The sequence below is a fragment of the Shewanella sp. SACH genome, assembly GCF_001887095.2.
GTDB lineage: Bacteria > Pseudomonadota > Gammaproteobacteria > Enterobacterales > Shewanellaceae > Shewanella > Shewanella baltica.
Map to the genome: position 1 here is coordinate 389,867 of NZ_MPDG02000002.1, position 24,069 is coordinate 413,935.

The window sequence follows — 24,069 nt, forward strand, 5'->3', positions numbered from 1 at the left end:
CCCCGCCAGCAAGAGTAGGGCGCTTAAGGTAAAACAAGAGAAAATGGTTTTTGTGAGGCGCTTCAAATTATTCATCTATGACTGATATACCAAAGTCCTTATGATACGAGGGCTTGGAAAGAATACCAATGCCAAACGTAAAATTTCCATCGGCGGTCACTTAGATTTGTTCCTTCGGGGCAAATCCAGCCTTACCTATCATTGATAGAAAATTTAGGTAAGAAGTTAGACCTTTATTCGGTTTTGTTAAGCGTATTCTGTTTTTAGTTGGGCCGATTCAGTAGAATGCCCTTATTAAGAGAGTCGCCAAGAATCTAGAAAGAGTCAGATGAGCCTTGTAGCAATCGGTATTAACCATAAAACAGCCACGGTAGACCTGCGCGAGAAAGTTGCCTTCTCTCCGGACAAAATTCATGACGCTATGAAAAGTCTGGCCAGTCGTACACGCTCGGGTGAAGCCGTTATTGTCTCGACCTGTAATCGCACTGAGTTGTATTGCAACAACGGCGATGAGGCCGACATTATTGCGTGGCTTGAAGAATATCACGGCCTTGATCATAAGGACGTCGCGCCTTGTCTCTATAATTATCACGGTCAGGATGCCGTCAGGCATTTGATGCGTGTGGCCTCTGGGCTCGATTCGTTGATCTTGGGTGAGCCGCAAATTCTCGGCCAAGTAAAACAAGCATTCGTTAAGGCCAAAGAGGCTGGTACGGTTGCCTTAACCATAGATAGACTCTTTCAAAATACCTTTTCGGTCGCTAAGAAAGTCCGTACCGATACTGAAATCGGCGCCGCCGCAGTGTCAGTGGCATTTGCCGCGGTTAGCATGGCGAAACATATTTTCTCATCCATATCGACCACAAAAGTGCTATTGATTGGCGCGGGTGAAACCATAGAGCTGGTTGCGAAGCATCTTAAAGACAACGGCGTGGCTTCAATGGTGGTGGCAAACCGGACGTTAGAACGTGCTCAAGGCATGTGCGAGGAGTTTGGTGCAACAGCTATTACACTGGCACAGATACCAGATTATCTCCCAAAAGCCGATATCGTGATATCCTCTACCGCCAGCCCTCTGCCTATCTTAGGTAAAGGCATGGTCGAAAAAGCGCTAAAGCAGCGTCGCCATCAACCTATGTTATTGGTTGATATAGCAGTTCCCCGGGATATTGAGCCGGAAGTCGCCGATTTGGATGACGCGTTTCTGTATACAGTGGACGACCTGCATAGCATTATTGAACAGAATATGGCTTCTCGAAAAGAAGCCGCCGAGCAAGCTGAAGTAATTACTGAAGAACAATCTTTCTTATTTATGGATTGGATCCGTTCTTTAGAGTCGGTCGACAGTATTCGCGAGTATCGCAGCCAGAGCATGGCGGTAAAAGATGAGTTAGTGGAACGCGCCCTGAATAAATTAGCCCAGGGCTCAGACACTGAGCAGGTATTGATTGAACTAGCCAATCGCCTGACCAATAAACTTATCCACGCACCGACACAGGCCCTCACGGCAGCGAGTCGTCAGGGCGATTTGAATACTCTCGGTCAGTTAAGATCAGCGCTTGGATTAGATAAAAACTAAGGTTAGCGAGTTAAATGAAGGAATCCGTTATCCGCAAGCTGGAAGGCTTGCTCGAGCGCAATGAAGAAGTCATGGCTTTGCTGGGTGATGCTAGCGTCATTTCGGATCAAGACAGGTTTCGCGCGTTATCGAAAGAATATGCCCAGTTAGAAGACGTTGTTGCTGGCTTTAAAGCCTATCAGCAAGCGCAGGTCGATCTCGATTCTGCCAAAGAAATGCTGGAAGAAGACGATGCTGAAATGCGCGAAATGGCGCAGGAAGAGATGAAAGCCGCTAAGGCTAAGCTCGAGCATCTTGAAGATGAACTGCAAATTCTATTATTGCCAAAAGATCCTGACGACGATAAAAACGCCTTCGTTGAGATCCGTGCAGGTGCAGGCGGTGATGAAGCGGCGATTTTTGCCGGTGACTTATTCCGCATGTACAGCCGTTATGCCGAAGCAAATCGCTGGCAGATCGAAATCATGAGCTGTAACGAAGGCGAACATGGTGGCTTCAAAGAAGTGATCATGAAGGTCAGTGGCGACGGCGTATACGGCAAACTTAAGTTTGAGTCTGGCGGTCACCGCGTACAACGTGTGCCAGAAACCGAATCTCAAGGCCGTGTGCATACTTCAGCGGTTACTGTGGTTGTATTACATGAAGTGCCTGAAGCAGAAGCGATTTCAATTAACCCAGCCGATCTGAAAGTAGATACTTTCCGTTCATCGGGCGCGGGTGGTCAGCACGTTAACAAAACCGATTCTGCCATTCGTATTACCCACATTCCAACGGGGATCGTGGTGGAATGCCAAGATCAACGCTCGCAACATAAGAACCGTGCCCAAGCCATGAGTGTACTGGCCGCACGTATACAAGCTCTTGAAGACGAAAAACGCCGTAGCGCCGAAGAAACGACCCGTCGTAGTCTGGTTGCCAGTGGCGATCGCTCCGAACGTGTACGTACTTACAACTTCCCGCAAGGCCGCGTGAGCGAACACCGCATCAACTTGACCTTATATCGCTTGAACGAAGTGATGGAAGGCGATCTCGATGCTATTTTATTGCCTCTGATGCAAGAGCATCAAGCCGATCAGTTAGCCGCACTGGCTGACGAGCAGGGGTAGTTTTGTCAGATCAATCTAGCATAGCCGAAGCTCTGCAATGGGCTTATGTGCAGTTAGCATCAACCTCTGAATCCGCTCATCTGGATGCAGAGGTTTTGTTGTTATATTGCCTCAATAAAAGTCGCAGCTATTTATACACTTGGCCTGAAAAATCCTTGACGGTTGAGCAGTGGAAACGCTTCCAGCAAATGGTGCAGAAACGCCAAAAGGGCGTGCCTGTGGCACATATTGTCGGTGAGCGCGAATTTTGGTCACTGCCTTTTATCGTCAACGACACGACTTTGATCCCGCGTCCTGATACGGAAATTTTAGTCGAAACCGCCTTGAACATGCCGCTTTCTACCTATGCCAAAGTGCTCGACTTAGGAACAGGCACTGGGGCCATTGCGCTGGCGTTGGCGTCTGAGCGTGAGTCTTGGCAAATCACGGCGGTCGATAAAGTCGATGATGCCGTGGCTTTGGCTATCGCGAACCGTGAGAACTTAAAGCTGCCACAGGTTGATATTCTTCAAAGTGATTGGTTTAGCGCTGTAAAGTCGCGTGACTTTGATTTAATCGTCTCAAATCCGCCCTATATTGATGAGACTGACGAACACTTGCACCAAGGTGACGTGCGTTTTGAGCCCCAAAGCGCGTTAACCGCCGCCGAGGAAGGCTTTGCCGATCTGTATTATATTGCCAACACTGCCCGAGATTACTTAAAGCCTAACGGCTATATCCTGCTCGAGCATGGCTTCGAACAGGCGGTAAGACTCAGAGCTAAGCTTATCGAACTGGGCTATGAAAATGTCGCCACAGTGCGAGACTTTGGTAGCAATGACAGATGTACTATGGGTAAATGGGCAGAATAACGCGCTGCTTTAAGTGAAGATATTTACCCAGTTATACCGATTTAACGAACGCCATTGGTTATCGCCAATGGCGTTTTTGTTTTCTAAAGAGTCACCTTAAGCAGATGTTAAGCTGACGATCGCAAGCCTTAAACATCACAACGCTTTCACCATAAAGAATTTACTGCCGGTTTCTGGGTAGGCTTGTTGTATCCATTGCACGTGATAGCCGTGGCGCTCATAAAAAGGCTTAGCTTGAAAATCTAAGGTATCGAGTAGGGCAAATTGGCAGCCGCGCGCTTTTGCTTGGCTTTCTGCCTCTAACAATAAGTGCGTGCCGATTTTTTGGTGTCTTAGGGCGTCATCGACCCACAGGTAATCAATTAACAACCAATTGCCGAAGGTTTTACCGCTTATTCCTCCTAACAGTTTGCCTTCAGCGTCTTGTAATTTGAGGCCGAGATTTTTACGGCTAAGCCCTTGCCATTGGGCTTGGTTAAACTCGACGATTTTTTGTTTTACGGCATCGGCGAACTCGGTTGATTCATCGTTAATTAAGCTTAAATTCATCGTCTCTTCTCGTTTGATTTTTTATGATGTTAGCTCTGGCTATCTAGGCTGATAGGCATTGGTATGCCGTCACGGATTAGGGTAAACTAGCGCCTTTGTCACTGGCCATAAGTATCGTAATGGAAACTTTTTACAGTCTATATCCTGCGGTTAAACATCTGCATTTTACCTTTATCGCGTTAAGCGTGTTGCTGCTTACCGTGCGCTTTGTTCTGCATCTGCGCCAATCGGCTTTGATGGAGAAGAAACTGCTCAAGATAGCGCCCCATGTTATCGACACTTTCTTACTGCTGTCGGGCTTAACCCTGTGTTTTATGATCCAGCAATTTCCTTTTGTCGATCCTTGGATGACCGAAAAAATCGGTGCTGTGGTTGCCTATATTGTCCTAGGCGCGATTGCCATAAAGGCGAACAGAAACAAGTTGTTCAAAGTGTTTGCTTACTTAGGCGCGATAGGCTGGTTGGTTTATGCTGCTAAATTGGCTCATTTTAAACAAGCGGTATTATTGGGTTAATGGGTAACTACACTCTGCAAGATGGCATTTCATTGCCCGAGTCGGCATTGGATGTAGGTGCGCACCTTGGATTTTCTAAACTAGAAGCCGCTAAATGGGCTTGGTTTGAAATGGCGGGAGCCGTATTAAGTCATTACTTGGTTGACCAACAACAGCGTTTTAATGCGCTGTTGCATTGGTTTTACGAGGATTTAGGCTTTTGTGTCCGCGATAACTACTTTAGTACTGAGGCAGCGGATTTAGGTACTTGCTTAATTAGCCGCCAAGGGAATAGCACTACGCTGGCAACTGTCTTGATGTTACTGGCGAAGCAGTTAGATCTTGAGCTTGAACCAATATTGCTACCCGGCAATACGGTGCTGCGTTGCAAGATTGCCGGTGAAGTGAGTTATCTGGACCCTTTGACGGGCAAGGAGCTCAGCCGTCACCAGTTGCATGTGTTAGTGCGCGGCGAGTTAGGCAATGCGGCCGAGCTTAAGGCGAGTTACTTAAAACCTGCAACGGTGAAGAAACTGCTGACGCGTATGCTGCATGAGCTAAAAGCCGGTTGCATAGTGTCGCATCAATTTGAGGCGGCGATGGAATGTTGCAGTCTCCTGTTGCAATGGCATAGCGATGATGTGCACCTCAATCGTGAGCGAGCCTTTATCGCGCAGCAGCTGGGTTGTATTAATGTGGCCGCTGCTGATTTGCAGCATTTTGTCGATAACAGCCCCCACGACCCCGTGATCGAAATCGTGAAGATGCAGCTCAAAGAATTAAACGAGCATGCCGAGATTTACCATTAAAGCAGAGCCTTTCGGGGCTCTTCTTATTTATCAACGGTTCAATCCAATCAGCAAAAATAATAACACTGGGCAGATGAAAGTTTGACCCAGGGACTTAAAGGTTAAGTCTCTAATAAAAATAAAATAATAACTGTATTAACAGGGAGAAATTAGCATGACAAGCACGGCTTTAGTGACGAACGATGCCACGGCGTTAGGGATACTCGCGACAATTCTAGGTTTTGTATTTTATACCAGTAGCAGTAGTCATCCTTTTTGGCAGAAGTTTTATCGTTTCATTCCCGCACTTTTATTGTGTTATTTTTTACCCTCTTTATTGAATACCTTTGGGGTGATCGACGGTAATACCTCACAACTGTATTTTGTGGCGTCACGTTATTTACTGCCAGCGTGTTTAGTCTTATTAATATTAAGCGTTGATTTAAAAGCTATTTTAAGTTTAGGGCCGAAAGCCTTAATCATGTTTTTAACCGGCACTGTCGGTATTGTTATCGGTGGCCCGATTGCCTTGCTGTTAGTGTCGATCATCGAGCCCTCTTTAATTGGAGTTGATGGTCCTGATGCGGTATGGCGCGGCATGACGACCTTAGCCGGAAGCTGGATTGGTGGCGGCGCAAATCAAGCCGCGATGAAAGAAATCTATGCGGTAGGTGGCAATATTTTCTCTGTGATGGTGACAGTCGATGTGATTGTCGCCAATATCTGGATGGCCGTATTGTTATTTATGGCCTCAAAGGCGAAAGAGATTGATGCGAGAACGGGTGCCGATACCTCAGCAATTGAAGCGTTAAAAGACAAAGTTGAAAAGTATCACGCTGAAAATGCCCGCATTCCTAATCTGCGCGATCTTATGCTGATTGTCGCCGTTGGTTTTGGTATCACAGGTATCGCTCATATGGCCGCCGATTTCCTTGGACCATTTTTTGAAGCGAACTACCCTTGGACCGAAGATTACAGCTTAACCTCTAAGTTCTTCTGGTTAGTGGTGATAGTCACAACCATTGGTTTGGCTATGTCCTTCAGCCCTGTGCGCCATTTAGAGGCGGCGGGGGCATCAAAAGTGGCGTCGGCCTTCCTTTACATCTTAGTGGCGACGATTGGTCTGCACATGGATGTGAGTAAAGTGCTCGATACGACTTTGTACTTTTTAGTGGGCATTATTTGGATGTTAGTGCACGCAGGCTTTATGTTATTGGTGGCTAAGTTAATTAAAGCCCCGCTGTTTTACATGGCCGTGGGTAGCCAAGCGAACGTCGGCGGCGCAGCATCTGCCCCTGTTGTTGCTGCAGCATTCCACCCCGCTTTAGCGCCTGTTGGCGTGCTGTTAGCCGTATTTGGTTATGCGTTAGGGACTTACATGGCGTGGCTCTGTGGCCAGCTTTTACAAGCAGTTGCGGCATAGCGGCCTTAGCCCTATATTCAGTTCATCGCTGGGAAAGGTTCCAGCATTTTAGAGAGAAGTTGCGATGAGTAATAAAATCATAAACCTAGGTTCAATCGAGATTGCCAACGATAAACCTTTCGTGTTGTTTGGTGGCATGAACGTGCTTGAGTCTCGCGATCTCGCTATGTCGATTGCTGAAACCTACGCCGAAGTGACCCAAAAACTGGGTATTCCTTATGTGTTTAAGGCGTCCTTTGATAAGGCGAATCGCTCCTCAATCAACTCTTACCGCGGCCCTGGCATGGAAGAAGGTTTGAAGATTTTTGAAGAAATTAAAAAGACCTTTAACTTACCTTTGATCACTGACGTGCATGAAGTGCACCAGTGTGCGCCTGTTGCTGAAGTGGTTGATATCATTCAGTTGCCAGCATTCTTAGCCCGCCAGACAGATTTGGTTGTCGCTATGGCAAAAACCGGCGCTATCATCAACGTGAAGAAGCCACAGTTTTTAGCGCCGCACGAAATGCGCCATATCATCACTAAGTTTAATGAAGCGGGTAATGACGAGATCATCCTGTGTGAACGTGGTTCAAGCTTTGGTTATAACAACTTAGTCGTTGATATGTTGGGCATGGATGAGATGAAACAATCTGGCTACCCAGTGATTTTTGATGCGACCCATGCGCTGCAACGCCCTGGTGGCCGTGCCGATTCTGCTGGCGGACGTCGTGCACAGGCGACCGAGTTAGCGCGCAGCGGTATGGCGCTAGGTTTAGCGGGTCTATTCATTGAAGCACATCCCGATCCTGATAACGCTAAGTGCGACGGCCCATGTGCCTTGCCTTTGCATCAGTTAGAAAATTATCTGAAGCAAATGAAAGCGATCGATGATTTGGTTAAGTCCTTCGATCCAATCGATACCAGCAAGTAATCGCAAGCTAAGACTTAATGAATTAGTGACTTAATGATTTAATCCCAAAGCCTCGACCCGTTCGGGGCTTTTGTTTTTCAGCTGAAAGAATCGGGTTGCCATAACCCTGTAGCTATCTGAAACATTAATGTTTTATGATGAGGTTTGCCTTACCCTCGTCTTTATTGCCGACCTGATTCTTTACGGAATACCTTCATGTGGATCTTACTAACTTTGCTGGCGGCATTTATGCAGGCTTGGCGTAATGCATTTCAAAGCCAGCTGAGTAAAGAGGTGAGTGTCGCGGGCGTGACCTTAGCGCGTTTTATTTGGGCTGGGCCAATTGCCGCCGTGTATCTGGCAGGTTTAAATCTTTGGCAGGATGTCGGTATTCCCTATTTTAGCGGCCGTTTTATCGGCTTTATCTTAGGTGCATCGGCAATGCAAATCCTCGCGACGGGTTTGATGGTGAAACTGTTTAAGCTGCAGAACTTTGCCATTGGGGCTGGGCTGGCTAAGAGTGAAGCTGTGGTTGCGGCGATATTAGGCACAGTGTTTTTTGGCACTCATTTATCACCATTAGGTTGGTCGGGTGTATTACTGGGCGGTGTGGCGATTTTTCTGATGAGTGCCAAACAAGGTCTTCGAAGTCTGTCGCTCAATACGGTATTGATTGGTTTAGCCTGTGGTACTTCGTTTGCGCTGACATCGCTTTGGGTGCGGGAGGCGAGTTTGTGTTTGAATATCGGCTTCCCCCATAGCGCCGCTTGGGTGCTGTTATTCGTGATTAGTCTACAGACCTTAGTGTTAGTCAGTTATCTGTTACTTAAGGATAAATCCACACTGGCCGCGTTATGGCAGCGACCTAAGCTAACCTTACTCACTAGTACCGCCAGTTGTTTAGGTTCTATCGGCTGGTTTAGTGCTATGTCGCTGCAGGCAGTGCCTTATGTAAAAACCTTAGGCCAAGTTGAAGTCTTCTTTATGATCTTAATTGCCACCTTTTGGTTGAAGGAAAAAGTAAAGATAAAAGATATGCTTGGATTAATCCTTATTGCTATCGCCGCCATTTTAGTGATGTGGGAATAGTTTCAAACTCATTGATACCATGTCGATTTTTTATACTAGAATAAAATGCGATTTAGCCAGTTTATATCAAGCTGACATGAACTGAGATACAAACATATACACGTCTTGCAGCTTAGATTTTGATACCATTTTTAACCGAGTGCTGTGCGAGTTAAGGAACTAAACAGAGAACTATGCGAAGAAAAATAGCAAAATTAAATCTGCCATTGTGGCAATGGCTGGCAGTGATATTGTTTCCCATAGGGGTTGCTGTGGTCGCAAGTTATCTCTCTGCGCAGTATTTTGTGGAAGATAAAGTCAAAGGTGTGGGGGGGATTTATGTTGGTCACATAGATACTTTGATCTCTCATGCCGATGAAATCAGTCATTATGCATTGGCGCTGAAGGACACTGAGTGTCAAGAATTACACAACTATATGTTGTTCCAGCCTTACTTTCGCTCAGCTTTAATATTTGATTCGCAACGTGTTTATTGTTCATCTAAAACAGGTGATATCGACGTTCCTTTAGGCATAGTCAGTACCACTGAAAATCTTGAAATACCTAACCAGTTTATTATTGGCGGCACGCCTTTTATGCCTGAGGTGCCTGCGATAGTGGCATCAAACTGGGAACCGATATCTAAGCACGGCGCTGCTGTGATTATTGAAGGGCAATATTTATTAGACTCCTTTGTACAACCCAATGTGTTTCCCAGCGCAGTGATCAATGCCGCTTTATCTATAAATGGTAAAACGATTCCAGAGTCACCCGAATTTAAACAAAATGAGGTGATGACGCTCGATTCTGACAAGCACAATTTTTCAGTGTTATTAGCAATGTCACCTGCCTTTTTCTGGCATTTCTTTTGGATATTTTTGGCCATTTCTTTGCCCGTTAGCATAGTCTTGATTACGGGTACTATCCTATTTGTGCTCTATTCAAGGGTTACTCGCCATTCCCTTGCCGATGACATTCGCAGTGGGATAGAGAACGAAGAGTTTTTCTTGGTTTATCAGCCAGTGATTTGTGCCGAGGACGGTAAGGCAAAAGGCGTTGAGGCATTAGTGCGTTGGCAGCACCCACAAATGGGCTTAGTGCGGCCTGATTTGTTTATTCCCATTGCCGAAGAGGGCAAGTTAATTGTCCCATTAACCAACTATATTTTTGAGCGGGCATTAAAAGATTTTGCCGATATGAAGGTCGAACCGGGCTTTAGAATTGCGTTTAACGTGGCGCCAGAACACTTTACGCAGGATGATATTGAGTCGAAATTTATTCATCTGCGGGATTCCCTGGAGCGTATTGGCGTTAAGCCGTTGATTGAAATCACCGAACGGCAATTATTAACGCCGGATATTTGCCAGTGTATTGAAAGCTTGCGACAGTTAGGGATTCTAGTGGCAATTGATGACTTTGGTACTGGGCAAACCACTTTATCCCTGCTGCAAACGATGCCGTTAGACTATCTGAAAATTGATAAATGCTTTATCGATACCATAGGACAAGATTCTGTCACTTCCCATGTGCTCGATACTATTATCGAGCTTTCCCACAAGATGAATTATGTCGTGGTGGCAGAGGGGGTTGAGACGCAGGAGCAGGCGGATTATTTAACCAGTCGCCAAGTGCATTTTCTACAAGGGTATCTCTTTGCTAAGCCGATGAAACTCGCCGATTTAAAGCTATGGTTAGTTGAGCATTTTAAACATTAGCATCATCAAACCAGTCAGCAATAAGGGCATCTAGGTGCCCTTATTGCTGTTCAAGCGTTATAGCTAAAAGTGCGTGTTAAAGGCTTTGGTTTAAGCCTCTGGTTGAAAGCTTAGCGTTAAAGCCTCTTTTTAAAGTCTCTTTTAAAGTTTCTGGTTAACTGCTCTGGCAAGAGGCTTAATCAAAGACTATAGCCCGTTTCTTCGTGTTCCGATAAATCCAAGCCGTTAACTTCTTGTTCTGTGCTGACACGAAGGCCGCCAAGTAGTTTACGGATGATCACGAACAGTAACCAAGTGACCACAGCTGTATAAGTGAATGTTGCCGCGACCCCGATAATCTGTACCCCAAGTTGGTCTATCATGGTTTCGTTCACGGCCGCAAAACCGTAGCCGCTGAAGACGCCTAATTGGGTCGAGCTAAACACTCCGGCCAAAAGGGTTCCGAGAATACCGCCGACCCCGTGTACGGGGAAAACGTCTAAGGAGTCATCGATCTTAAGTTTCTGTTTGATATAGACCGTTGAGTAAAAACACACGATCCCGCCGAGTAAACCAATCACTAAGGCGCCCGCTGGGCCAACATAACCAGACGCCGGAGTGATAGTGCCTAAGCCTGCTACCATGCCGGTGACTATGCCAAGGGCGCTGGGTTTACCAAACTTAATCCACTCAATTGCTGCCCAGGTCATCGCGCCCATAGAAGCGGCGAGATGAGTTGCTAAAATCGCCATGGCAGCGGTGCCATTGGCGCCGAGTGCGCTACCACCATTAAAACCGAACCAACCGACCCACAGCATGCCCGCACCTGTGACTGTCATGGTCAGGTTGTGCGGCATAATCGCCGAGTTTAAAAATCCTTTGCGCGGACCTAGCACTTTAGCCGCCACGAGCGCTGCAACCCCGGCGGTAATATGCACCACGGTTCCGCCAGCAAAATCGTACAGTCCTAGTTGGGCTAACCAGCCTCCGCCCCACACCCAGTGGGTGATCGGCGCATAAACCAATAATAACCAAGCCCCTGAAAAGATGAGCACAGCTGAGAATTTCATCCGCTCGGCAAAGCCACCGATGATCAGTGCCGGCGTGATGATGGCAAAGGTCATTTGAAATAGCATAAACAGGGGCTCAGGAATATCCCCACTGAGACTATCGCGGCCAACGCCTGACAGTAATGCTTTACCTAAGCCACCGATAAAACTATTGCCCGCATCGAAGGCGAGCGAATAACCTATGGCAAACCATAAAACTGAGACAAGGGCGGCGATAGAGAAGCACTGCATCAATATCGAGAGTACGTTTTTACTGCGTACTAAACCGCCGTAAAATAAGGCTAATCCGGGTAAGGTCATCAACAACACCAGCGCGGATGAGCTTAAGATCCACGCAGTATTCGCGGCGCTGAACTGACCCTCATCGGCGACAGCATTGGTCGCCAACATACTGAATAATATCAATAGATATTTAAAACTGAGTCTGAAGTTCGCTAGCATCATAGGGCATCCACTCCTTCTTCCGAAGTGCGAATGCGCACGACTTGTTGGAGTTCGGTCACAAAGATTTTGCCATCGCCCACTTTACCCGTATGGGCAGCGGCAATAATGGCTTCGATAACGGCTTCTTCTTGATCGGAGTGAATGGCGACTTCGAGCTTCATCTTAGGCAAAAAGTCCACTGCGTATTCGGCGCCACGATACAATTCTGTATGGCCCTTTTGGCGGCCAAAGCCGCGCACTTCAGTGACTGTCATGCCATGGACGTTGAGCTGAGTTAAGGCTTCACGTACATCGTCTAATTTGAACGGTTTAATGATTGCGGTGACCAGTTTCAATTTTTTCTCCAACAAACTTCAGACTCAATTTATTGGAATAAAGCAGGAATCAGGCCATATAAACAAAGCATTTATTATCATTGCGTTAACATTCAGTCGCACCGAAATAGCATCATGAATTGATGCAAAACGGTGCAAAACAGAATCAAACCGCCCTGATTTGGTGCGTTTTATTGGTGCAAGATGAGTTCTGCTGGCAAGTATCTGTGCAGATAGTGTCGAGTGGATATAAAGCGAAGGGAGTCAGCGTTTTAATGCGCTGCATGAATGCGGGGAATTAAATCGTGATTTACAGATTATCTTGATTAAACATTAGGTTAACTTTAATTGAACTAGGCTAGTTGTGCTCGCTTAAACTGCTAGCTGTTTGACTCGCGCCCAAAGCTCGGCATTGACTGGCGCACTTAAACCGTGCGCTTGTGCACGCTCACAGATATAGCCGTTAATTTGGTCTATCTCGGTTCGCCTTTGATGCGCAATATCTTGGTGCATCGACGAGAAGTTCCCAGCTGTTAGGCGGATCACTTGGTAGACCCTGTCGTGCAAAAATGATTGATCAAGCGACACGCCATCATGTGCGGCAACCATGACCAACTCATCGAGAATACCCTTAATCATTTCACTAAAATCTGGCTCAGCTAGTTTGCCATTGGGGCATTGATATAGCGCCGTGAGCGGATTGATGGCGGCATTGACTGCGAGTTTTTGCCACAGGCAAGGCACAATCGCATCGACCCATTCACTGCTCGGAATGGCAGCCAGCAAAGCGTTGCGATAATGCTTCGTCAGTTCAGCGCCTGTGAAATGCCCCAGCTGAGTCAGCCCTTGTCCGGTTTGCTTAATCAGCCAAGGGGCTTGGCGTAACACCCCTTGAGACGTTGTCCCTAGGCTTAGCCCTCTGCCATTGGCTTGCGCATTAATCAGCGGTGCCAGCGCTAAATGAGGTCCCATGCCATTGTGTAATAACAAAATATGGCATTGGCTAGGCAGTTGCTTGAGCAAGGGAGAGAGCGCATCGAGCACTTGATAGGCTTTAACGCAGACAATCACCAGACGGATATTGTCGAGCGCATCGGCAGTTAAGATAGGCACCGAATACGGGATAGCTTGTATCTGTTGATGGTCATCTGCAGACGCTAATGGGGTGAAATTCAGTACTTGCTGGCTAGATTCGAGAGCATTACGGCCGATGAAACCGACATTCATGCCCGCAACTGTCAATTGGCGACAGATCAGTTGCCCAACGGCACCTGCACCTAAAATGGCAATATCCACAGCATGAGTCATATTCGCAGCCTTGAAATTTCTGTATCAGCGCCAATTGAAAGCGTTCGGATTAATCTTCCCGTAACTGCGCAGCACGGAAGTATTTGCCATAGGCCCAATTACAAAAGTAGAACAGCGCTATGCCCGCAAAGTCGGCAATGACATCCGCCACAGAGGCGCTACGGTAGGGCAAACGCGATTGCACTAGCTCAATTAAAATGGCGTAGCTCGCCAATGTGAGCGATAGCCAATACCACTTAGGTTTGAAAGCAAGGTAGGAGAGATAGGAGAGGCAAAAAAAGCTCCCAAGATGGCCTACCTTGTCGATATTCGGAATACTTTGCGAATAGGTTGGTCTGGAAAATACCAGATAACTGATCACGACAAAGGCTACGGCTAAAGCCAGCTTAAATAGGGTGTTTTTAGTTATCACAAATATGTTTGCATTAGCTTAGAGTGGGGCAATGATAGGAAAATCCACCACTAAAGTCATCCATGATTACGCTTTTATTCTAGGCTTTACCTTCAACTTAGGCCTGTGTGTGGGTAAACTAGCTGCATATTAATTTGATATGGGACATAAAAACTATGCCTTCAATGGATATTGTGTCAGAAGTGAATGAAGTTGAACTGCGTAATGCGGTTGATAATACTAAGCGTGAGCTGGCGACACGTTTCGATTTTCGCGGTAAAACGGCTGACGTGGAATATAAGGACCATGTGGTCACGTTAACCGCTGAAGATGACTTCCAATGCCAACAATTAGTGGACATTTTACGTATGCAACTGAGCAAACGTAATGTGGATCCGTCTTCGATGGAAGTCGATGAGAAAGCCATCCACAGTGGTAAAACCTTCTCCCTAAAAGTGAAGTTTAAAGAAGGTATAGAAACCTTAATCGCTAAAAAACTGGTCAAGCTAATTAAAGACAGCAAACTTAAAGTGCAAGCGTCTATTCAAGGCGAGAAAGTACGAGTTACAGGTAAAAAACGTGATGATTTACAAGCTGTCATGGCGTTGGCACGTGAGTCTGAGTTAGGCCAGCCTTTCCAATTTGATAACTTTAAAGATTAATCGAGCAAATTTGGTTTAACGTGATGCAGTATCGCGTTTGTAATTTCGTCTTTAAATGTAAAAGCCCCCACACTAAGGTGTGAGGGCTTTTTTATATTGATGACATAAGTGCTATGAGACCTTAATCCGATTTTGCTGGTGCACTTTTTGACGAATCATCCATTAATGATGTGCTGGGGTGCGGCGCATACTTGTTGACTAAGATAACCAAAAACAACACAGGAAAACCAATCACACTGGCGGCGACAAAGAAGTTCACATAGCCAAATGCGTCGACATAAGCCCCCGAGAAGCCCGCGATAAACTTAGGGAACAGCAACATAATCGAAGACAGTAAGGCATATTGCGTTGCACTGTAGCCGCTGCTGGTGAGACTCGATAGATAGGCGATAAAAGCCGCCGTGGCGATTCCTGCGCTAAAGTTGTCTACGGAAATGGCAAAGGTTAAAAAGGGTACGTTGTAGCCAATCACTGCCTGCCACGCGAATAACAGATTGGTTACCGCAACCAGCAAAGCGCCAAGGAAAAGGATCTTCATCGTGCCATAACGCGCTAACAAAACACCGCCGAAGGCTGCGCCGACTAAGGTCATGATCAGGCCATAGATTTTACTCAAATAGGCAATTTCTTCTTTAGTGAAGCCCATATCCACATAAAAGACGTTCGCCATAATGCCCATCACAATATCTGAGATCCGGTAGCAAGAAATCAGCAATAGGATGAGGATAGCGCTGCGGCCATAGCGTTTGAAAAAGTCGATAAAAGGCAAAATACTGGCCGTGTATACCCAAGACATGCCAGCAGCGATAATTCTTGGATAAGTGGCGCTTAAGCGTTGCTTTAAGGCTAATTCGGTTGCATCGGCGGCGCGGGTATCGACTTCGGGCTCACGGCTAAAAAGTGTGGTCAAAATCCCCACGGACATTAATCCCGCCATAATCAGGTAAGAGGTTTGCCAGGCGACTAAGTTGTATGCTGTGTTACCGGGTTCGACCCAAGCCGCTATGGTGAGTGCACCTGCGGTGGCGATAATCATGGCGCTGCGATAACCCACTTGATAGGCGGCGGCTAATGCGGCTTGCATCTTTTCTGGGGCGGATTCAATCCGAAAGGCATCAACCACAATATCTTGGGTGGCGGAAGCAAAGGCGACCATTAACGCGAACAGCGCCAAGCGCTCGAGATCCTTGAGCGGATCGCTGAACGACATACCTAAGATAGCCCCCACCAATAACAGCTGAGCGAACAGCATCCAGCTGCGGCGTCGGCCTAGAAAGCGAGTTAACAGCGGCAGTGAGAGTCGATCGACTAAGGGCGACCAAGCCCATTTAAACGCATAGGCCAAGGCTATCCAGCTGAAATAACCGATTGAAGTGCGATCAACACCGGCTTCACGCAACCAAAAGGATAGCGTTGAAAATACCAGCATTAATGGTAGACCGGCGGAAAAACCCAGTAATAACAGGATTAAAACCCGCTTGTGATAATAGACACTGAGCGCATCGAGTGTACGTTGAATAAAACCTGTTGCGGACATAGGTATGAGTCTAAGTGTTTAATCCGCCTAGCTTACGGGTAAGGTGCCATAGGGTTCAAGGGCTAATGGCATTCCTTTTGTACAAGGCTCTCGTTTGGCGCATTTTGGTGATTGAATATAGCTTAAGCGTTAATCTTCTGTTGCTAAGCGTTTGCAGTGATTTTCATCGTCAGCATTAATTGTCGGCATTGATTGCCTGTATTAATACCTTGAGTAAAAGAGACCACAAAAATGAAGGGGGAGGAATGAATTACGCGATAAAAAAGGCCCTGATAACAGGGCCATTTTCTATCAATAGGAATGCTGAACTTAAGGTCTTATCCCGACGCATCCCTGCGGCACTCGGCCGCCTAAACTCAGATAGTCACAGCAATCATTCACTTGCTTACGCAGGTATTGATTGCCGCGGATCACACAGTCAGGCCACCTGTTAAAGCTGTGAAGCAAGTGCCAAAACACTTTTTCAGTTTCCGTTTGCGCTTCGCCAGTCGAATTCAATTGCTGCCATTCTTCTAACGTGTCCCATAAGTAAAGTTGCACTTCATGGAAGTCGAGTTCTTCACTCAAAAACGCTTTTCCATAAAAGGCGAGTTGGGGCGCTTTATTATCGATGAACTCAGTTGCCGTCATCGTTTGCCTCCTTTCTGTTTGCTATAACAGTATAGATGCAAAATTAGCGCTTTTGCTCGAAATTATTTTTGGATTACTGTTTTGGTAATAACTTAGCGGTTTTCAATATGATAGGTGTCACAGGGACATCAGGCCAATTGAGCTTAGTGTTCGTGCCTGTCTCAACGACAGCCATAGCTTCGAGGACTGTTTTACCTTCAATCACTTCACCAAATACGGCATAACCCCAACGGCGTTTGGATGGGTCGAGCTTAGTATTGTCGGCCACGTTGAAGTAGAACTGGCGTGTGGCTGAGTGCGGCTCGTTTTCCCGCGCCATGGCGATAGTGCCTATGCTGTTGGTGAGACCATTTCCAGATTCGTTGATTATCGGCTTGCCGTCTGGCAACTCTTCATACTTAGGGGTGAGTCCACCGCCTTGCACAACAAAGTCACTGATCACACGGTGAAATATCGTGTTGTCGTATTCGCCTTTGACGACATAAGTTAAAAAGTTATCGACAGTGATCGGTGCGCGTGTCCTATCTAGCTCGACCACTATTTTGCCTAAGCTAGTGTCAAACTCGACTCTGGGATACAAGGTATCTGCCTGAATGTCGAGTGCGAGGCTATTGTGACTCATAAAGAGAAATAAGAGGGCTGATATCCAACGGAGCATATTGATTTCCTTATAATAAACTGACGCTTTTATTGTTGTAGAAACTGATTAAGCTCAGGATCATTGAGAATTTCACCTGTGAGTTGGCCGAGTAATTTATTCATATCCAGCTCTAAGGTCGCAAAATCAGGTGTTAAAGGGCCTTTCAAGGTGCCTTTTGCCTTGTAACGTTTAACCAGTTCTTGGGTTGAGTTTTTGGCTTGCACTGCGATTAACACACTGTGTTTTGCCTCATAGCCAAAAGTCTTTTTAGTGACATCCATTTGCAATTCTTCTAATTGAATTTGCACTGAATTAGTCGCGCTAGGATCGATTTGATAACCCGCTTGGCTAAAGCCGGCGCGGAATACTTCATCGAGCAGCAATTTAGGCGGTTCACTCGGGCCGACCAAACGTGTTTTTGTCCCTTCTTCAATAAAACGCGCCACGAAATCGACGGTGCGTGTATCGACGGTTTCAAGAGAGATAGGAACACGTTGCGCGGTTTGTTGGCTGATATTGGGCACTTGGGGACTGAAAGCCATATGAGTCGGATTTTGGCTGGCACAGCCCGCGAACAGCAGGGGGAAAGTCAAAGTCAGTAATAGCCGTTTCATGGGATCTCTCGTACAAGTAAAAGTGGCTACAGCATACCAGAAATCACTTTTGATGCCACAGAACACCTCGATTCAGTTGGAGTACAGCTTTTAGTGATAATATCCAGCGTTCACTATGGGTTAGTTCATTTCTTTAGGTGCAAAATATGCCAAAACTGTCGTTAATTTCGTTCATTGTGAGCCTGACACTGGCGTCAAGCATCATGAGCACCAATGCATTCGCGGGGGATTCTGCCCATATACTCGGCGGCAGTTTAGGTTACGGTAGCCAAGAGTTTGAAACTAAGAATGGTAAATATGATGCCGGTGACACCCTGAGTGGCGACTTATATTACCGTTATATGCTCAACGAGCATTTTGGGTTTGAAGCGGGTTATTTAGCTGGTTCCGGTGGTGTTGCGAGTGCGCTTGTCAGTATTATCAGCGAGATAAAAAACTTGAGTTATAACGGTGTTAGAACCACAGCCTACGGAGAGTATGCGTTGTCTCGCGGTAACAGCCTTTATGCCAAGCTGGGCGCTGCCTACACTCAAGTGAGCTATGAGATGGATAAGCAGGAGATGGACTCGAACGATGTCGGCTTTTATGGCGCGGTTGGTTGGCAATATCGCTTTAAGTCAGGATTCGGTTTGAATTTGGAATATGAATATCTTCCGATGAAGGAGTTAGCGTTGCAGGGGATAAACTTTGGAATGAGCTATCGATTCTAGTCCTGCTTAGCATCTAGCATTAAAGCGCCTTTGGGCGCTTTTTTCGTTTTATAACCTAGGACGATAAAGCATTAAACAGAATACTGACTGGTAACAAAATGACAACATTTTGACCTTGCACTCTTTTAATGCAAAGGGGGACGGGTTAGAGTAAAAATTCGATGTTTAGAATGAGAGAGCACAGATGCTCCCGCGTTATTTCTGTAAGGCTTAGTCATGTTAACGATAGCAACGCAAATCGCCCCAGATAGCCTGATCAATCCGAAGGGGTTACCCCATTTCGGGCATTTCGATGGCATAGTCAAAACCTTAGGTTTAGCGGACTTTGCTTATTTCAACACTATGGATAAACCCGCTTCAGCGTGGGCCAAGCATTTCGATTATAAACAGTTTCAGTTTGTCTCTTTGGTCACGCCGCGTTATGTCCTTGGTATCGCACTCGCCGATATTGCTTACGTCGGCAGTGCGTTTTGTTATTTATACGACATAAAAACCAACACTCTCACCCAGCTTGATTGGCTAAAACCTTTGAGGTTTGGCTATCAGATGACGCCATCACCCGCTGAGGGTAAAAGTCGTATTGGCCGTAAAGGAGCGCAGTTAAGTTTTGAGATTGTAGAGGGCGGTTGGCGGTTAATCATTGATACTAAAAATATTCAAGCCGATGTGACTTTGCACTCAGCACCCTTAAGTTTGCCTATGGCCATGTGTAGTCCTACTGGATACAACGGCTGGACTTACACACAGAAACATAATGGTTTGACGGTTAAAGGTAGTTTGACTGTATCCCATGAGCCGCAGCCGCTGAATCACGCTTTAGCTGGTTATGATTTTTCGGCGGGTTACATGCGCCGCGATACCAGTTGGCGCTGGGCGTCGATCAACGCGCGGATCCATGAGGGCATTATGGGGCTTAATTTAGCCGCGGGCGTCAATGAAACCGGCGCTACTGAAAATGTCTTCTGGATTAATGGCGAGCGTCATTTACTCGGGTCAGTGCAATTTGAGTTTGATCGACACGCCACGCTCGGCGCCGAAGTCTGGCGAGTCTACAGTCAAAATGGTCAAGTGGATTTACAGTTTGCGGCGCGCAATTGTCGCCGTGAAAAGCGTAATTTGCTCTTGCTTAAGAGTAATTTCCGTCAATTCATCGGTCATTTCAGCGGCACGATTACCGATAATCAAGGGCGCAGTTATCAGTTGAATAATGTGCTGGGACTTGCCGAAGATCACTATGCCCGCTGGTAACCGTATGCGGGTCGTAAAATGCGACTAATCGACCACTGTTGTCTGTGTTGTGGCGTTTAATGCGGATTATAAAATTCGCTCAGAATCGATATAAAAAACACTAAAAATAATCATAAAACAACAAGAGAACAGGACGACCTTATATGGATATCGCCTCGCTGATCCAGCACCCCGAAGTGTTACTGCTCGTGCTCGCGCCGTTGTTTTTCGTGTGTATTTTACTGGAATGGTATTTTGGCGATAAAAAACAAAAGCTACCCTTGAGTGCACGTTATCGCGGCCAAGAAGTGCTGTGTAATTTCAGCCTTGCGGCCATGCATCAAGGTGCCGATCTACTCACTGGCTTGTTGATCGCTAAGCTGTATCTGGCGATGTTTGGTTGGAAGTTATTCGATATTGAAATGGGCCCATTAAGCTTTATTGCCTTGATGGTTGCGCAGGATTTTTGTTACTACTGGTTCCACAGGGCGAGCCACAGAGTGCGTTGGATGTGGGCGGCTCACGTGGTGCACCATAGCTCTGAGAATATGAATTTTAGCACCGCGTTTCGCCAGAGTTTAATGTATCCGTTTGCGGGCATGTGGGTGTTTTGGTTGCCGCTGGTGGTCATAGGTTTCGACCCAAACTGGGTGGTATTTGTGGTATTACTCAATCTGGGATTGCAATTTTTTGTGCATACCCAAGCGATTAAATCACTCGGACCGTTGGAATGGGTTTTCAATACACCGTCACATCACAGGGTGCACCACGGTCGTAATCCCCAATATATAGATAAAAACTATGCGGGTGTGCTGATTATTTGGGACAAGCTGTTTGGCACTTTTGAGCCTGAGGTAGAGACTGTGATTTACGGTATCACTGAGCCTGTGAATAGTTTTAATCCCCTTAAAGTGACGTTTAGCGAATGGCGAGACATGTTTGCTGAGGTCACCGCGACAGGCTTGAGTGTTAAACAACGACTACATATCTTGTTTGCTCCGCCTTCTAGCAGTTTAAAAAGCGAGGAATAACTATCCACTGCATTTTCCAAGTTAAATAGCGCAAATGGCTAATAGAGTCTTGAATTTAGCCTTGCTAGCCTATATTCCGTTTTTTGCCACTGTTTTGGTGTAAAAATGTACAATCCCATACTTTGGTGGTACTTTTTGGGATAAGGAATTTAACTTGGGAGGACGTATCATGATGGATGAACCTCGATTATCCGCGGAGGAGCTTGCTTGTTTTAGCGAACTTTTTTCGCCGACTCGTGTGGGCACTGCCTTGACTAACGATCCCCTGGTCAATCATGTGCTCACAGTCACAACTGAAGTGCCGCAAGTTATCGCTTCGATTCTCGGTAAGGCAAAACTCACTCTATTAGCCGAAGTCGGGCCTTATAAACTCTGGTTTCCACTACTGATGAAAGTGGATGACTTTGGACAGTTTCAACCCACTTTAGGCGTGCCTGAAGTGCTAGATGCTTCGGGAGTGGAGCGCAGTTGGCGGTTAACCCAAGCCGATGATGTGTGGATATTCGACCACGATCAAGGTGAGCAATGGTCAGTTGCCTCGTTATCCAGTTCTGGCATGGCTATTCGCGCTAAATCACAGCAGCAATTTAAGCAATTGCTAGGCAGTAAAGATCTGCAATTGCAACTGCCCAATGGCGAGACTATGCGCGTCGATATCGAGCCTATTCGTAGCGAGAAAGGTCTGGCCTTCGTTAAGTTTCAGGCTGAAACCGAAGAGCGTGAAGCGTTACGTCAATTCTTATTTAGTCGTCACCGCAGTCAGCACGCTCAGCTCTACCGTGACTTACGTTAGTACCTGCATTGCAACAGTTTTCGGCCTTGTGTTAGTTTTCCTGTTATCTAAAAATCTCAGTTCTGCAACTCGAATGTGAAATCCACGGATTTAAAAACTGCCATTTGCGATTGCAGTGCTTTTCGCCGATTGTTACCTGCCAATCTGTCGCCCGATGGATTAGAATGGCGTTGAATTCAAAACATCAGAGCGAGCGGTATGCACGTACATATTTTAGGAATTTGTGGAACCTTCATGGGTGGTCTAGCGTTATTGGCTAGGGCAAAAGGGCACAGAGTGACGGGCTCGGATGCCAATGTCTATCCTCCAATGAGCACGCAACTAGAGGACCAAGGCATTGAGCTTATTCAAGGTTTTGATCCCAGCCAGCTGGGTGAAGCAGGGCATTATCCTGACTTAGTTGTCATTGGTAATGCCATGAGCCGGGGTAATCCCTGCGTGGAAGCCGTGTTGAACATTGGCATCCCTTATACCTCTGGCCCGCAGTTTTTAGCCGATCATATTTTGCCTGAGCGTTGGGTACTGGCAGTGTCTGGCACTCACGGTAAAACCTCGACTTCTAGCATGTTAGCCTGGATTTTAGATGATTGTGGTTATGCGCCTGGGTTCTTAATCGGTGGTGTACCGCAAAACTTTGGTGTGTCGGCGCGTTTAGGCAAGACGGCTTTCTTTGTGGTTGAGGCCGATGAATACGACAGTGCCTTCTTCGATAAACGTTCGAAATTCGTGCATTATCATCCACGTACCTTAGTGATCAACAATCTTGAGTTCGATCATGCTGATATTTTTGCCGATCTGGCCGCGATTCAAAAACAGTTTAATCATTTAGTTCGCACTGTACCTGGCGAAGGAAAGATCGTTTGGCCCGCCGATTCCCATGCCGTTAAGCAGACGATTGATATGGGGTGCTGGAGCGAGCAAGAAACCTATCATTTAGCCGAATCAGCCAACGGTTGGTATGGCAAAGCCTTAAGTGATGATTGCCATCGCTTTGAAGTGTTTTTTGATGGTGAGTCCCAAGGCATTCTCGAATGGGATTTGATTGGTCAGCACAATATTGAAAACGCCATGATGGCCATTGCTGCCGCGCGTCACGTGGGCGTTAAGCCGAGTGCTGCAATTGAAGCCTTAGCTAAGTTTATGCCACCTAAACGTCGACTCGAATTACTCGGAACGGTTAACGGCGTGAGCGTATACGACGACTTTGCCCACCATCCAACGGCGATTGCGACCACGTTAAAAGGCATGCGGGCTAAGGTCGGTCAGAGCAAGATTACTGTGGTACTCGAGCCGCGCTCAAACACCATGAAGAGCGGTGTCCATAAAGACACTTTAGCTTTTTCTATGATGCAAGCCGACGAAGCCTTTTTATATCAAGCCGATACCATCGACTGGAATATGAAAGAAGCCATGGAAGCGGCGGTGATCCCTGTTACTGTGTTACATCAAATTGATGATGTGGTCGCCAAAGTGGCGGCAACGTCCAAGGCGGGCGACACCATAGTGGTGATGAGTAACGGTGGCTTTGGCGGGTTACATAAGAAGTTACTGGCCGCATTAGAGCAGCGTTCAACTGCAGAGCAGGTTTAAGATGAGCTACACAAAGTCGACAAAGGCAATTAGCTTAGCTTGGACGGGCGCCTCGGGCGCCCCCTATGGCCTTAAGTTGCTCGAGTGTCTGTTGGTATCGGGTTATCAAGTGTTTTTGATGATCTCCAGTGCCGCTCGCGTAGTATTAGCGACTGAACACGGTTTGCAGTTAAGCGCCAACAGCGACAAAGCCCATGCCCAGCTGTTGGCTTTGCTGCACGAAAAAGGCGTGATTATCACTGGCGAGTTAGTGGTGTTAGGCAAAGATGAGTGGTTTTCACCGCCCGCATCGGGCAGCGCTGCACCTAAACAAATGGTGATTTGCCCTTGCTCGACGGGGACGTTAGCGGCTGTGGCTACCGGAATGAGTAATAATTTACTCGAACGCGCCGCCGATGTGGTGATTAAAGAGCGCGGCCAACTTATCCTAGTGCCGAGGGAAACTCCTTTTAGTGCCATACACTTAGAGCATATGTTGAGCCTTTCTCGCCTCGGCGCGACCATTATGCCCGCCGCCCCCGGTTTTTATCACAATCCCAAATCGGTTGAAGATCTGGTAGACTTCATGGTCGCTCGAATTCTCGATCATTTGGGCGTTGACCATGCATTAACGAGTCGCTGGGGTTATGACAAACAGTCTAACCGCGACCTCGACAATTGAGAC

General features: G+C 46.7%; 25 protein-coding genes. 16 read left to right on the forward strand and 9 right to left on the reverse strand.

Annotation, left to right across the window (positions count from 1 at the left end; genetic code table 11):
• Positions 1 to 328: 328 nt before the first annotated feature.
• From hemA to prmC, 3 genes are read left to right on the forward strand one after another with little or no spacing between them, the layout of a single operon-like run.
• Positions 329 to 1,579 (forward strand): glutamyl-tRNA reductase, encoded by a 1,251-nt coding sequence (gene hemA / locus BM607_RS09640; protein WP_006084077.1) that lies wholly within the window; start codon positions 329 to 331, stop codon positions 1,577 to 1,579.
• 14 nt (positions 1,580 to 1,593) lie between these two features.
• Positions 1,594 to 2,685, forward strand: coding sequence for a peptide chain release factor 1 (gene prfA, locus BM607_RS09645; protein ID WP_006080259.1), 1,092 nt, complete (start codon positions 1,594 to 1,596; stop codon positions 2,683 to 2,685).
• 2 nt (positions 2,686 to 2,687) lie between these two features.
• Positions 2,688 to 3,536, forward strand: a complete 849-nt coding sequence (prmC, locus tag BM607_RS09650; RefSeq protein WP_006080260.1) for a peptide chain release factor N(5)-glutamine methyltransferase — start codon at positions 2,688 to 2,690, stop codon at positions 3,534 to 3,536.
• 135 nt (positions 3,537 to 3,671) lie between these two features.
• Here prmC and BM607_RS09655 read toward each other — a convergent pair whose 3' ends face one another.
• Positions 3,672 to 4,085 carry a GNAT family N-acetyltransferase gene (locus BM607_RS09655; protein ID WP_071938557.1) on the reverse strand — a complete coding sequence of 138 codons (414 nt, stop codon included), beginning with the start codon at positions 4,083 to 4,085 and terminating at the stop codon, positions 3,672 to 3,674.
• Positions 4,086 to 4,204: 119 nt separating this feature from the next.
• Here BM607_RS09655 and BM607_RS09660 point away from each other — a divergent pair, with 119 nt between their 5' ends.
• The 6 genes from BM607_RS09660 (at position 4,205) to BM607_RS09685 (ending at position 10,465) form a co-directional block, all read left to right on the forward strand.
• Positions 4,205 to 4,600: a SirB2 family protein gene (locus BM607_RS09660; RefSeq protein ID WP_006080263.1), complete on the forward strand. Its 396-nt coding sequence runs from the start codon at positions 4,205 to 4,207 to the stop codon at positions 4,598 to 4,600.
• Positions 4,600 to 5,388, forward strand: coding sequence for a tetratricopeptide repeat protein (locus BM607_RS09665; RefSeq protein ID WP_006080264.1), 789 nt, complete (start codon positions 4,600 to 4,602; stop codon positions 5,386 to 5,388). Before BM607_RS09660 ends, BM607_RS09665 begins: the two co-directional genes overlap by 1 nt.
• A 154-nt stretch (positions 5,389 to 5,542) precedes the next feature.
• The gene (locus BM607_RS09670; protein WP_071938556.1) at positions 5,543 to 6,790 is read left to right on the forward strand and encodes a DUF819 family protein; all 1,248 of its coding nucleotides are present in this window, start codon (positions 5,543 to 5,545) and stop codon (positions 6,788 to 6,790) included.
• Between the two features lie 64 nt (positions 6,791 to 6,854).
• The gene (kdsA, locus tag BM607_RS09675) at positions 6,855 to 7,703 is read left to right on the forward strand and encodes a 3-deoxy-8-phosphooctulonate synthase (RefSeq protein ID WP_071938555.1); all 849 of its coding nucleotides are present in this window, start codon (positions 6,855 to 6,857) and stop codon (positions 7,701 to 7,703) included.
• A 195-nt stretch (positions 7,704 to 7,898) separates the two neighbouring features.
• Positions 7,899 to 8,771: a DMT family transporter gene (locus BM607_RS09680; RefSeq protein ID WP_071938554.1), complete on the forward strand. Its 873-nt coding sequence runs from the start codon at positions 7,899 to 7,901 to the stop codon at positions 8,769 to 8,771.
• Between the two features lie 173 nt (positions 8,772 to 8,944).
• Positions 8,945 to 10,465: an EAL domain-containing protein gene (locus BM607_RS09685; protein ID WP_071938553.1), complete on the forward strand. Its 1,521-nt coding sequence runs from the start codon at positions 8,945 to 8,947 to the stop codon at positions 10,463 to 10,465.
• Between the two features lie 179 nt (positions 10,466 to 10,644).
• Here BM607_RS09685 and BM607_RS09690 read toward each other — a convergent pair whose 3' ends face one another.
• The 4 genes from BM607_RS09690 to BM607_RS09705 all read right to left on the reverse strand — a co-directional run bounded on the left by BM607_RS09690 (position 10,645) and on the right by BM607_RS09705 (position 13,992).
• Positions 10,645 to 11,958, reverse strand: coding sequence for an ammonium transporter (locus tag BM607_RS09690; protein WP_012090145.1), 1,314 nt, complete (start codon positions 11,956 to 11,958; stop codon positions 10,645 to 10,647).
• Positions 11,955 to 12,293 carry a P-II family nitrogen regulator gene (locus tag BM607_RS09695; protein WP_006080270.1) on the reverse strand — a complete coding sequence of 113 codons (339 nt, stop codon included), beginning with the start codon at positions 12,291 to 12,293 and terminating at the stop codon, positions 11,955 to 11,957. Before BM607_RS09695 ends, BM607_RS09690 begins: the two co-directional genes overlap by 4 nt.
• A 351-nt stretch (positions 12,294 to 12,644) precedes the next feature.
• Entirely contained in the window at positions 12,645 to 13,580 is a 936-nt protein-coding gene (locus BM607_RS09700) for a 2-dehydropantoate 2-reductase (RefSeq protein WP_071938552.1), read from the reverse strand.
• 49 nt (positions 13,581 to 13,629) lie between these two features.
• Positions 13,630 to 13,992, reverse strand: a complete 363-nt coding sequence (locus BM607_RS09705) for a VanZ family protein (RefSeq protein WP_006080272.1) — start codon at positions 13,990 to 13,992, stop codon at positions 13,630 to 13,632.
• A 155-nt stretch (positions 13,993 to 14,147) separates the two neighbouring features.
• Here BM607_RS09705 and BM607_RS09710 point away from each other — a divergent pair, with 155 nt between their 5' ends.
• Entirely contained in the window at positions 14,148 to 14,633 is a 486-nt protein-coding gene (locus tag BM607_RS09710; protein WP_006080274.1) for a YajQ family cyclic di-GMP-binding protein, read from the forward strand.
• A 121-nt stretch (positions 14,634 to 14,754) separates the two neighbouring features.
• Here the strand turns inward: BM607_RS09710 and BM607_RS09715 are convergent, their stop codons facing one another.
• From BM607_RS09715 to BM607_RS09730, 4 genes are all read right to left on the reverse strand, one after another.
• Positions 14,755 to 16,170, reverse strand: coding sequence for an MFS transporter (locus tag BM607_RS09715; RefSeq protein ID WP_012588511.1), 1,416 nt, complete (start codon positions 16,168 to 16,170; stop codon positions 14,755 to 14,757).
• Positions 16,171 to 16,479: 309 nt separating this feature from the next.
• Positions 16,480 to 16,800 carry a hypothetical protein gene (locus tag BM607_RS09720; RefSeq protein ID WP_006080276.1) on the reverse strand — a complete coding sequence of 107 codons (321 nt, stop codon included), beginning with the start codon at positions 16,798 to 16,800 and terminating at the stop codon, positions 16,480 to 16,482.
• 73 nt (positions 16,801 to 16,873) lie between these two features.
• The gene (locus tag BM607_RS09725) at positions 16,874 to 17,458 is read right to left on the reverse strand and encodes a peptidylprolyl isomerase (RefSeq protein WP_071938551.1); all 585 of its coding nucleotides are present in this window, start codon (positions 17,456 to 17,458) and stop codon (positions 16,874 to 16,876) included.
• A 29-nt stretch (positions 17,459 to 17,487) separates the two neighbouring features.
• Complete coding sequence (locus tag BM607_RS09730; protein ID WP_071938550.1) at positions 17,488 to 18,054, reverse strand: YajG family lipoprotein; 567 nt, start codon at positions 18,052 to 18,054, stop codon at positions 17,488 to 17,490.
• A 146-nt stretch (positions 18,055 to 18,200) separates the two neighbouring features.
• On the opposite strand from BM607_RS09730, the gene BM607_RS09735 reads away from it, so the two are divergent.
• From BM607_RS09735 to BM607_RS09760, 6 genes are all read left to right on the forward strand, one after another.
• Entirely contained in the window at positions 18,201 to 18,764 is a 564-nt protein-coding gene (locus BM607_RS09735; RefSeq protein WP_071938549.1) for a porin family protein, read from the forward strand.
• 216 nt (positions 18,765 to 18,980) lie between these two features.
• Positions 18,981 to 20,012, forward strand: a complete 1,032-nt coding sequence (locus BM607_RS09740; RefSeq protein ID WP_071938548.1) for a DUF2804 domain-containing protein — start codon at positions 18,981 to 18,983, stop codon at positions 20,010 to 20,012.
• Positions 20,013 to 20,155: 143 nt separating this feature from the next.
• Positions 20,156 to 21,022, forward strand: coding sequence for a sterol desaturase family protein (locus BM607_RS09745; RefSeq protein ID WP_071938547.1), 867 nt, complete (start codon positions 20,156 to 20,158; stop codon positions 21,020 to 21,022).
• A gap of 169 nt (positions 21,023 to 21,191) precedes the next feature.
• On the forward strand, positions 21,192 to 21,815 hold the full coding sequence (locus tag BM607_RS09750; protein WP_006080282.1) for a hypothetical protein: 624 nt from the start codon (positions 21,192 to 21,194) through the stop codon (positions 21,813 to 21,815).
• A gap of 198 nt (positions 21,816 to 22,013) precedes the next feature.
• A complete protein-coding gene (gene mpl / locus BM607_RS09755; RefSeq protein WP_071938546.1) occupies positions 22,014 to 23,405 on the forward strand; it encodes a UDP-N-acetylmuramate:L-alanyl-gamma-D-glutamyl-meso-diaminopimelate ligase in 1,392 nt (463 codons plus the stop codon).
• Between the two features lies 1 nt (position 23,406).
• Positions 23,407 to 24,066, forward strand: coding sequence for a flavin prenyltransferase UbiX (locus tag BM607_RS09760; RefSeq protein ID WP_006080284.1), 660 nt, complete (start codon positions 23,407 to 23,409; stop codon positions 24,064 to 24,066).
• Positions 24,067 to 24,069 lie beyond the last annotated feature (3 nt).

Bases quoted from the DNA above. Each gene is read 5' to 3' on its own strand.
- BM607_RS09725 (WP_071938551.1), bottom strand. From the start codon at position 17,458: ATGCTCCGTTGGATATCAGCCCTCTTATTTCTCTTTATGAGTCACAAT.
- BM607_RS09735 (WP_071938549.1), top strand. From the start codon at position 18,201: ATGCCAAAACTGTCGTTAATTTCGTTCATTGTGAGCCTGACACTGGCG.
- BM607_RS09690 (WP_012090145.1), bottom strand. From the start codon at position 11,958: ATGATGCTAGCGAACTTCAGACTCAGTTTTAAATATCTATTGATATTA.
- mpl (WP_071938546.1), top strand. From the start codon at position 22,014: ATGCACGTACATATTTTAGGAATTTGTGGAACCTTCATGGGTGGTCTA.
- BM607_RS09730 (WP_071938550.1), bottom strand. From the start codon at position 18,054: ATGAAACGGCTATTACTGACTTTGACTTTCCCCCTGCTGTTCGCGGGC.
- BM607_RS09655 (WP_071938557.1), bottom strand. From the start codon at position 4,085: ATGAATTTAAGCTTAATTAACGATGAATCAACCGAGTTCGCCGATGCC.
- BM607_RS09710 (WP_006080274.1), top strand. From the start codon at position 14,148: ATGCCTTCAATGGATATTGTGTCAGAAGTGAATGAAGTTGAACTGCGT.
- BM607_RS09670 (WP_071938556.1), top strand. From the start codon at position 5,543: ATGACAAGCACGGCTTTAGTGACGAACGATGCCACGGCGTTAGGGATA.
- BM607_RS09665 (WP_006080264.1), top strand. From the start codon at position 4,600: ATGGGTAACTACACTCTGCAAGATGGCATTTCATTGCCCGAGTCGGCA.
- kdsA (WP_071938555.1), top strand. From the start codon at position 6,855: ATGAGTAATAAAATCATAAACCTAGGTTCAATCGAGATTGCCAACGAT.
- BM607_RS09715 (WP_012588511.1), bottom strand. From the start codon at position 16,170: ATGTCCGCAACAGGTTTTATTCAACGTACACTCGATGCGCTCAGTGTC.
- BM607_RS09680 (WP_071938554.1), top strand. From the start codon at position 7,899: ATGTGGATCTTACTAACTTTGCTGGCGGCATTTATGCAGGCTTGGCGT.
- BM607_RS09685 (WP_071938553.1), top strand. From the start codon at position 8,945: ATGCGAAGAAAAATAGCAAAATTAAATCTGCCATTGTGGCAATGGCTG.
- BM607_RS09760 (WP_006080284.1), top strand. From the start codon at position 23,407: ATGAGCTACACAAAGTCGACAAAGGCAATTAGCTTAGCTTGGACGGGC.
- BM607_RS09700 (WP_071938552.1), bottom strand. From the start codon at position 13,580: ATGACTCATGCTGTGGATATTGCCATTTTAGGTGCAGGTGCCGTTGGG.
- BM607_RS09745 (WP_071938547.1), top strand. From the start codon at position 20,156: ATGGATATCGCCTCGCTGATCCAGCACCCCGAAGTGTTACTGCTCGTG.
- BM607_RS09740 (WP_071938548.1), top strand. From the start codon at position 18,981: ATGTTAACGATAGCAACGCAAATCGCCCCAGATAGCCTGATCAATCCG.
- BM607_RS09750 (WP_006080282.1), top strand. From the start codon at position 21,192: ATGATGGATGAACCTCGATTATCCGCGGAGGAGCTTGCTTGTTTTAGC.
- BM607_RS09720 (WP_006080276.1), bottom strand. From the start codon at position 16,800: ATGACGGCAACTGAGTTCATCGATAATAAAGCGCCCCAACTCGCCTTT.
- prfA (WP_006080259.1), top strand. From the start codon at position 1,594: ATGAAGGAATCCGTTATCCGCAAGCTGGAAGGCTTGCTCGAGCGCAAT.
- hemA (WP_006084077.1), top strand. From the start codon at position 329: ATGAGCCTTGTAGCAATCGGTATTAACCATAAAACAGCCACGGTAGAC.
- BM607_RS09660 (WP_006080263.1), top strand. From the start codon at position 4,205: ATGGAAACTTTTTACAGTCTATATCCTGCGGTTAAACATCTGCATTTT.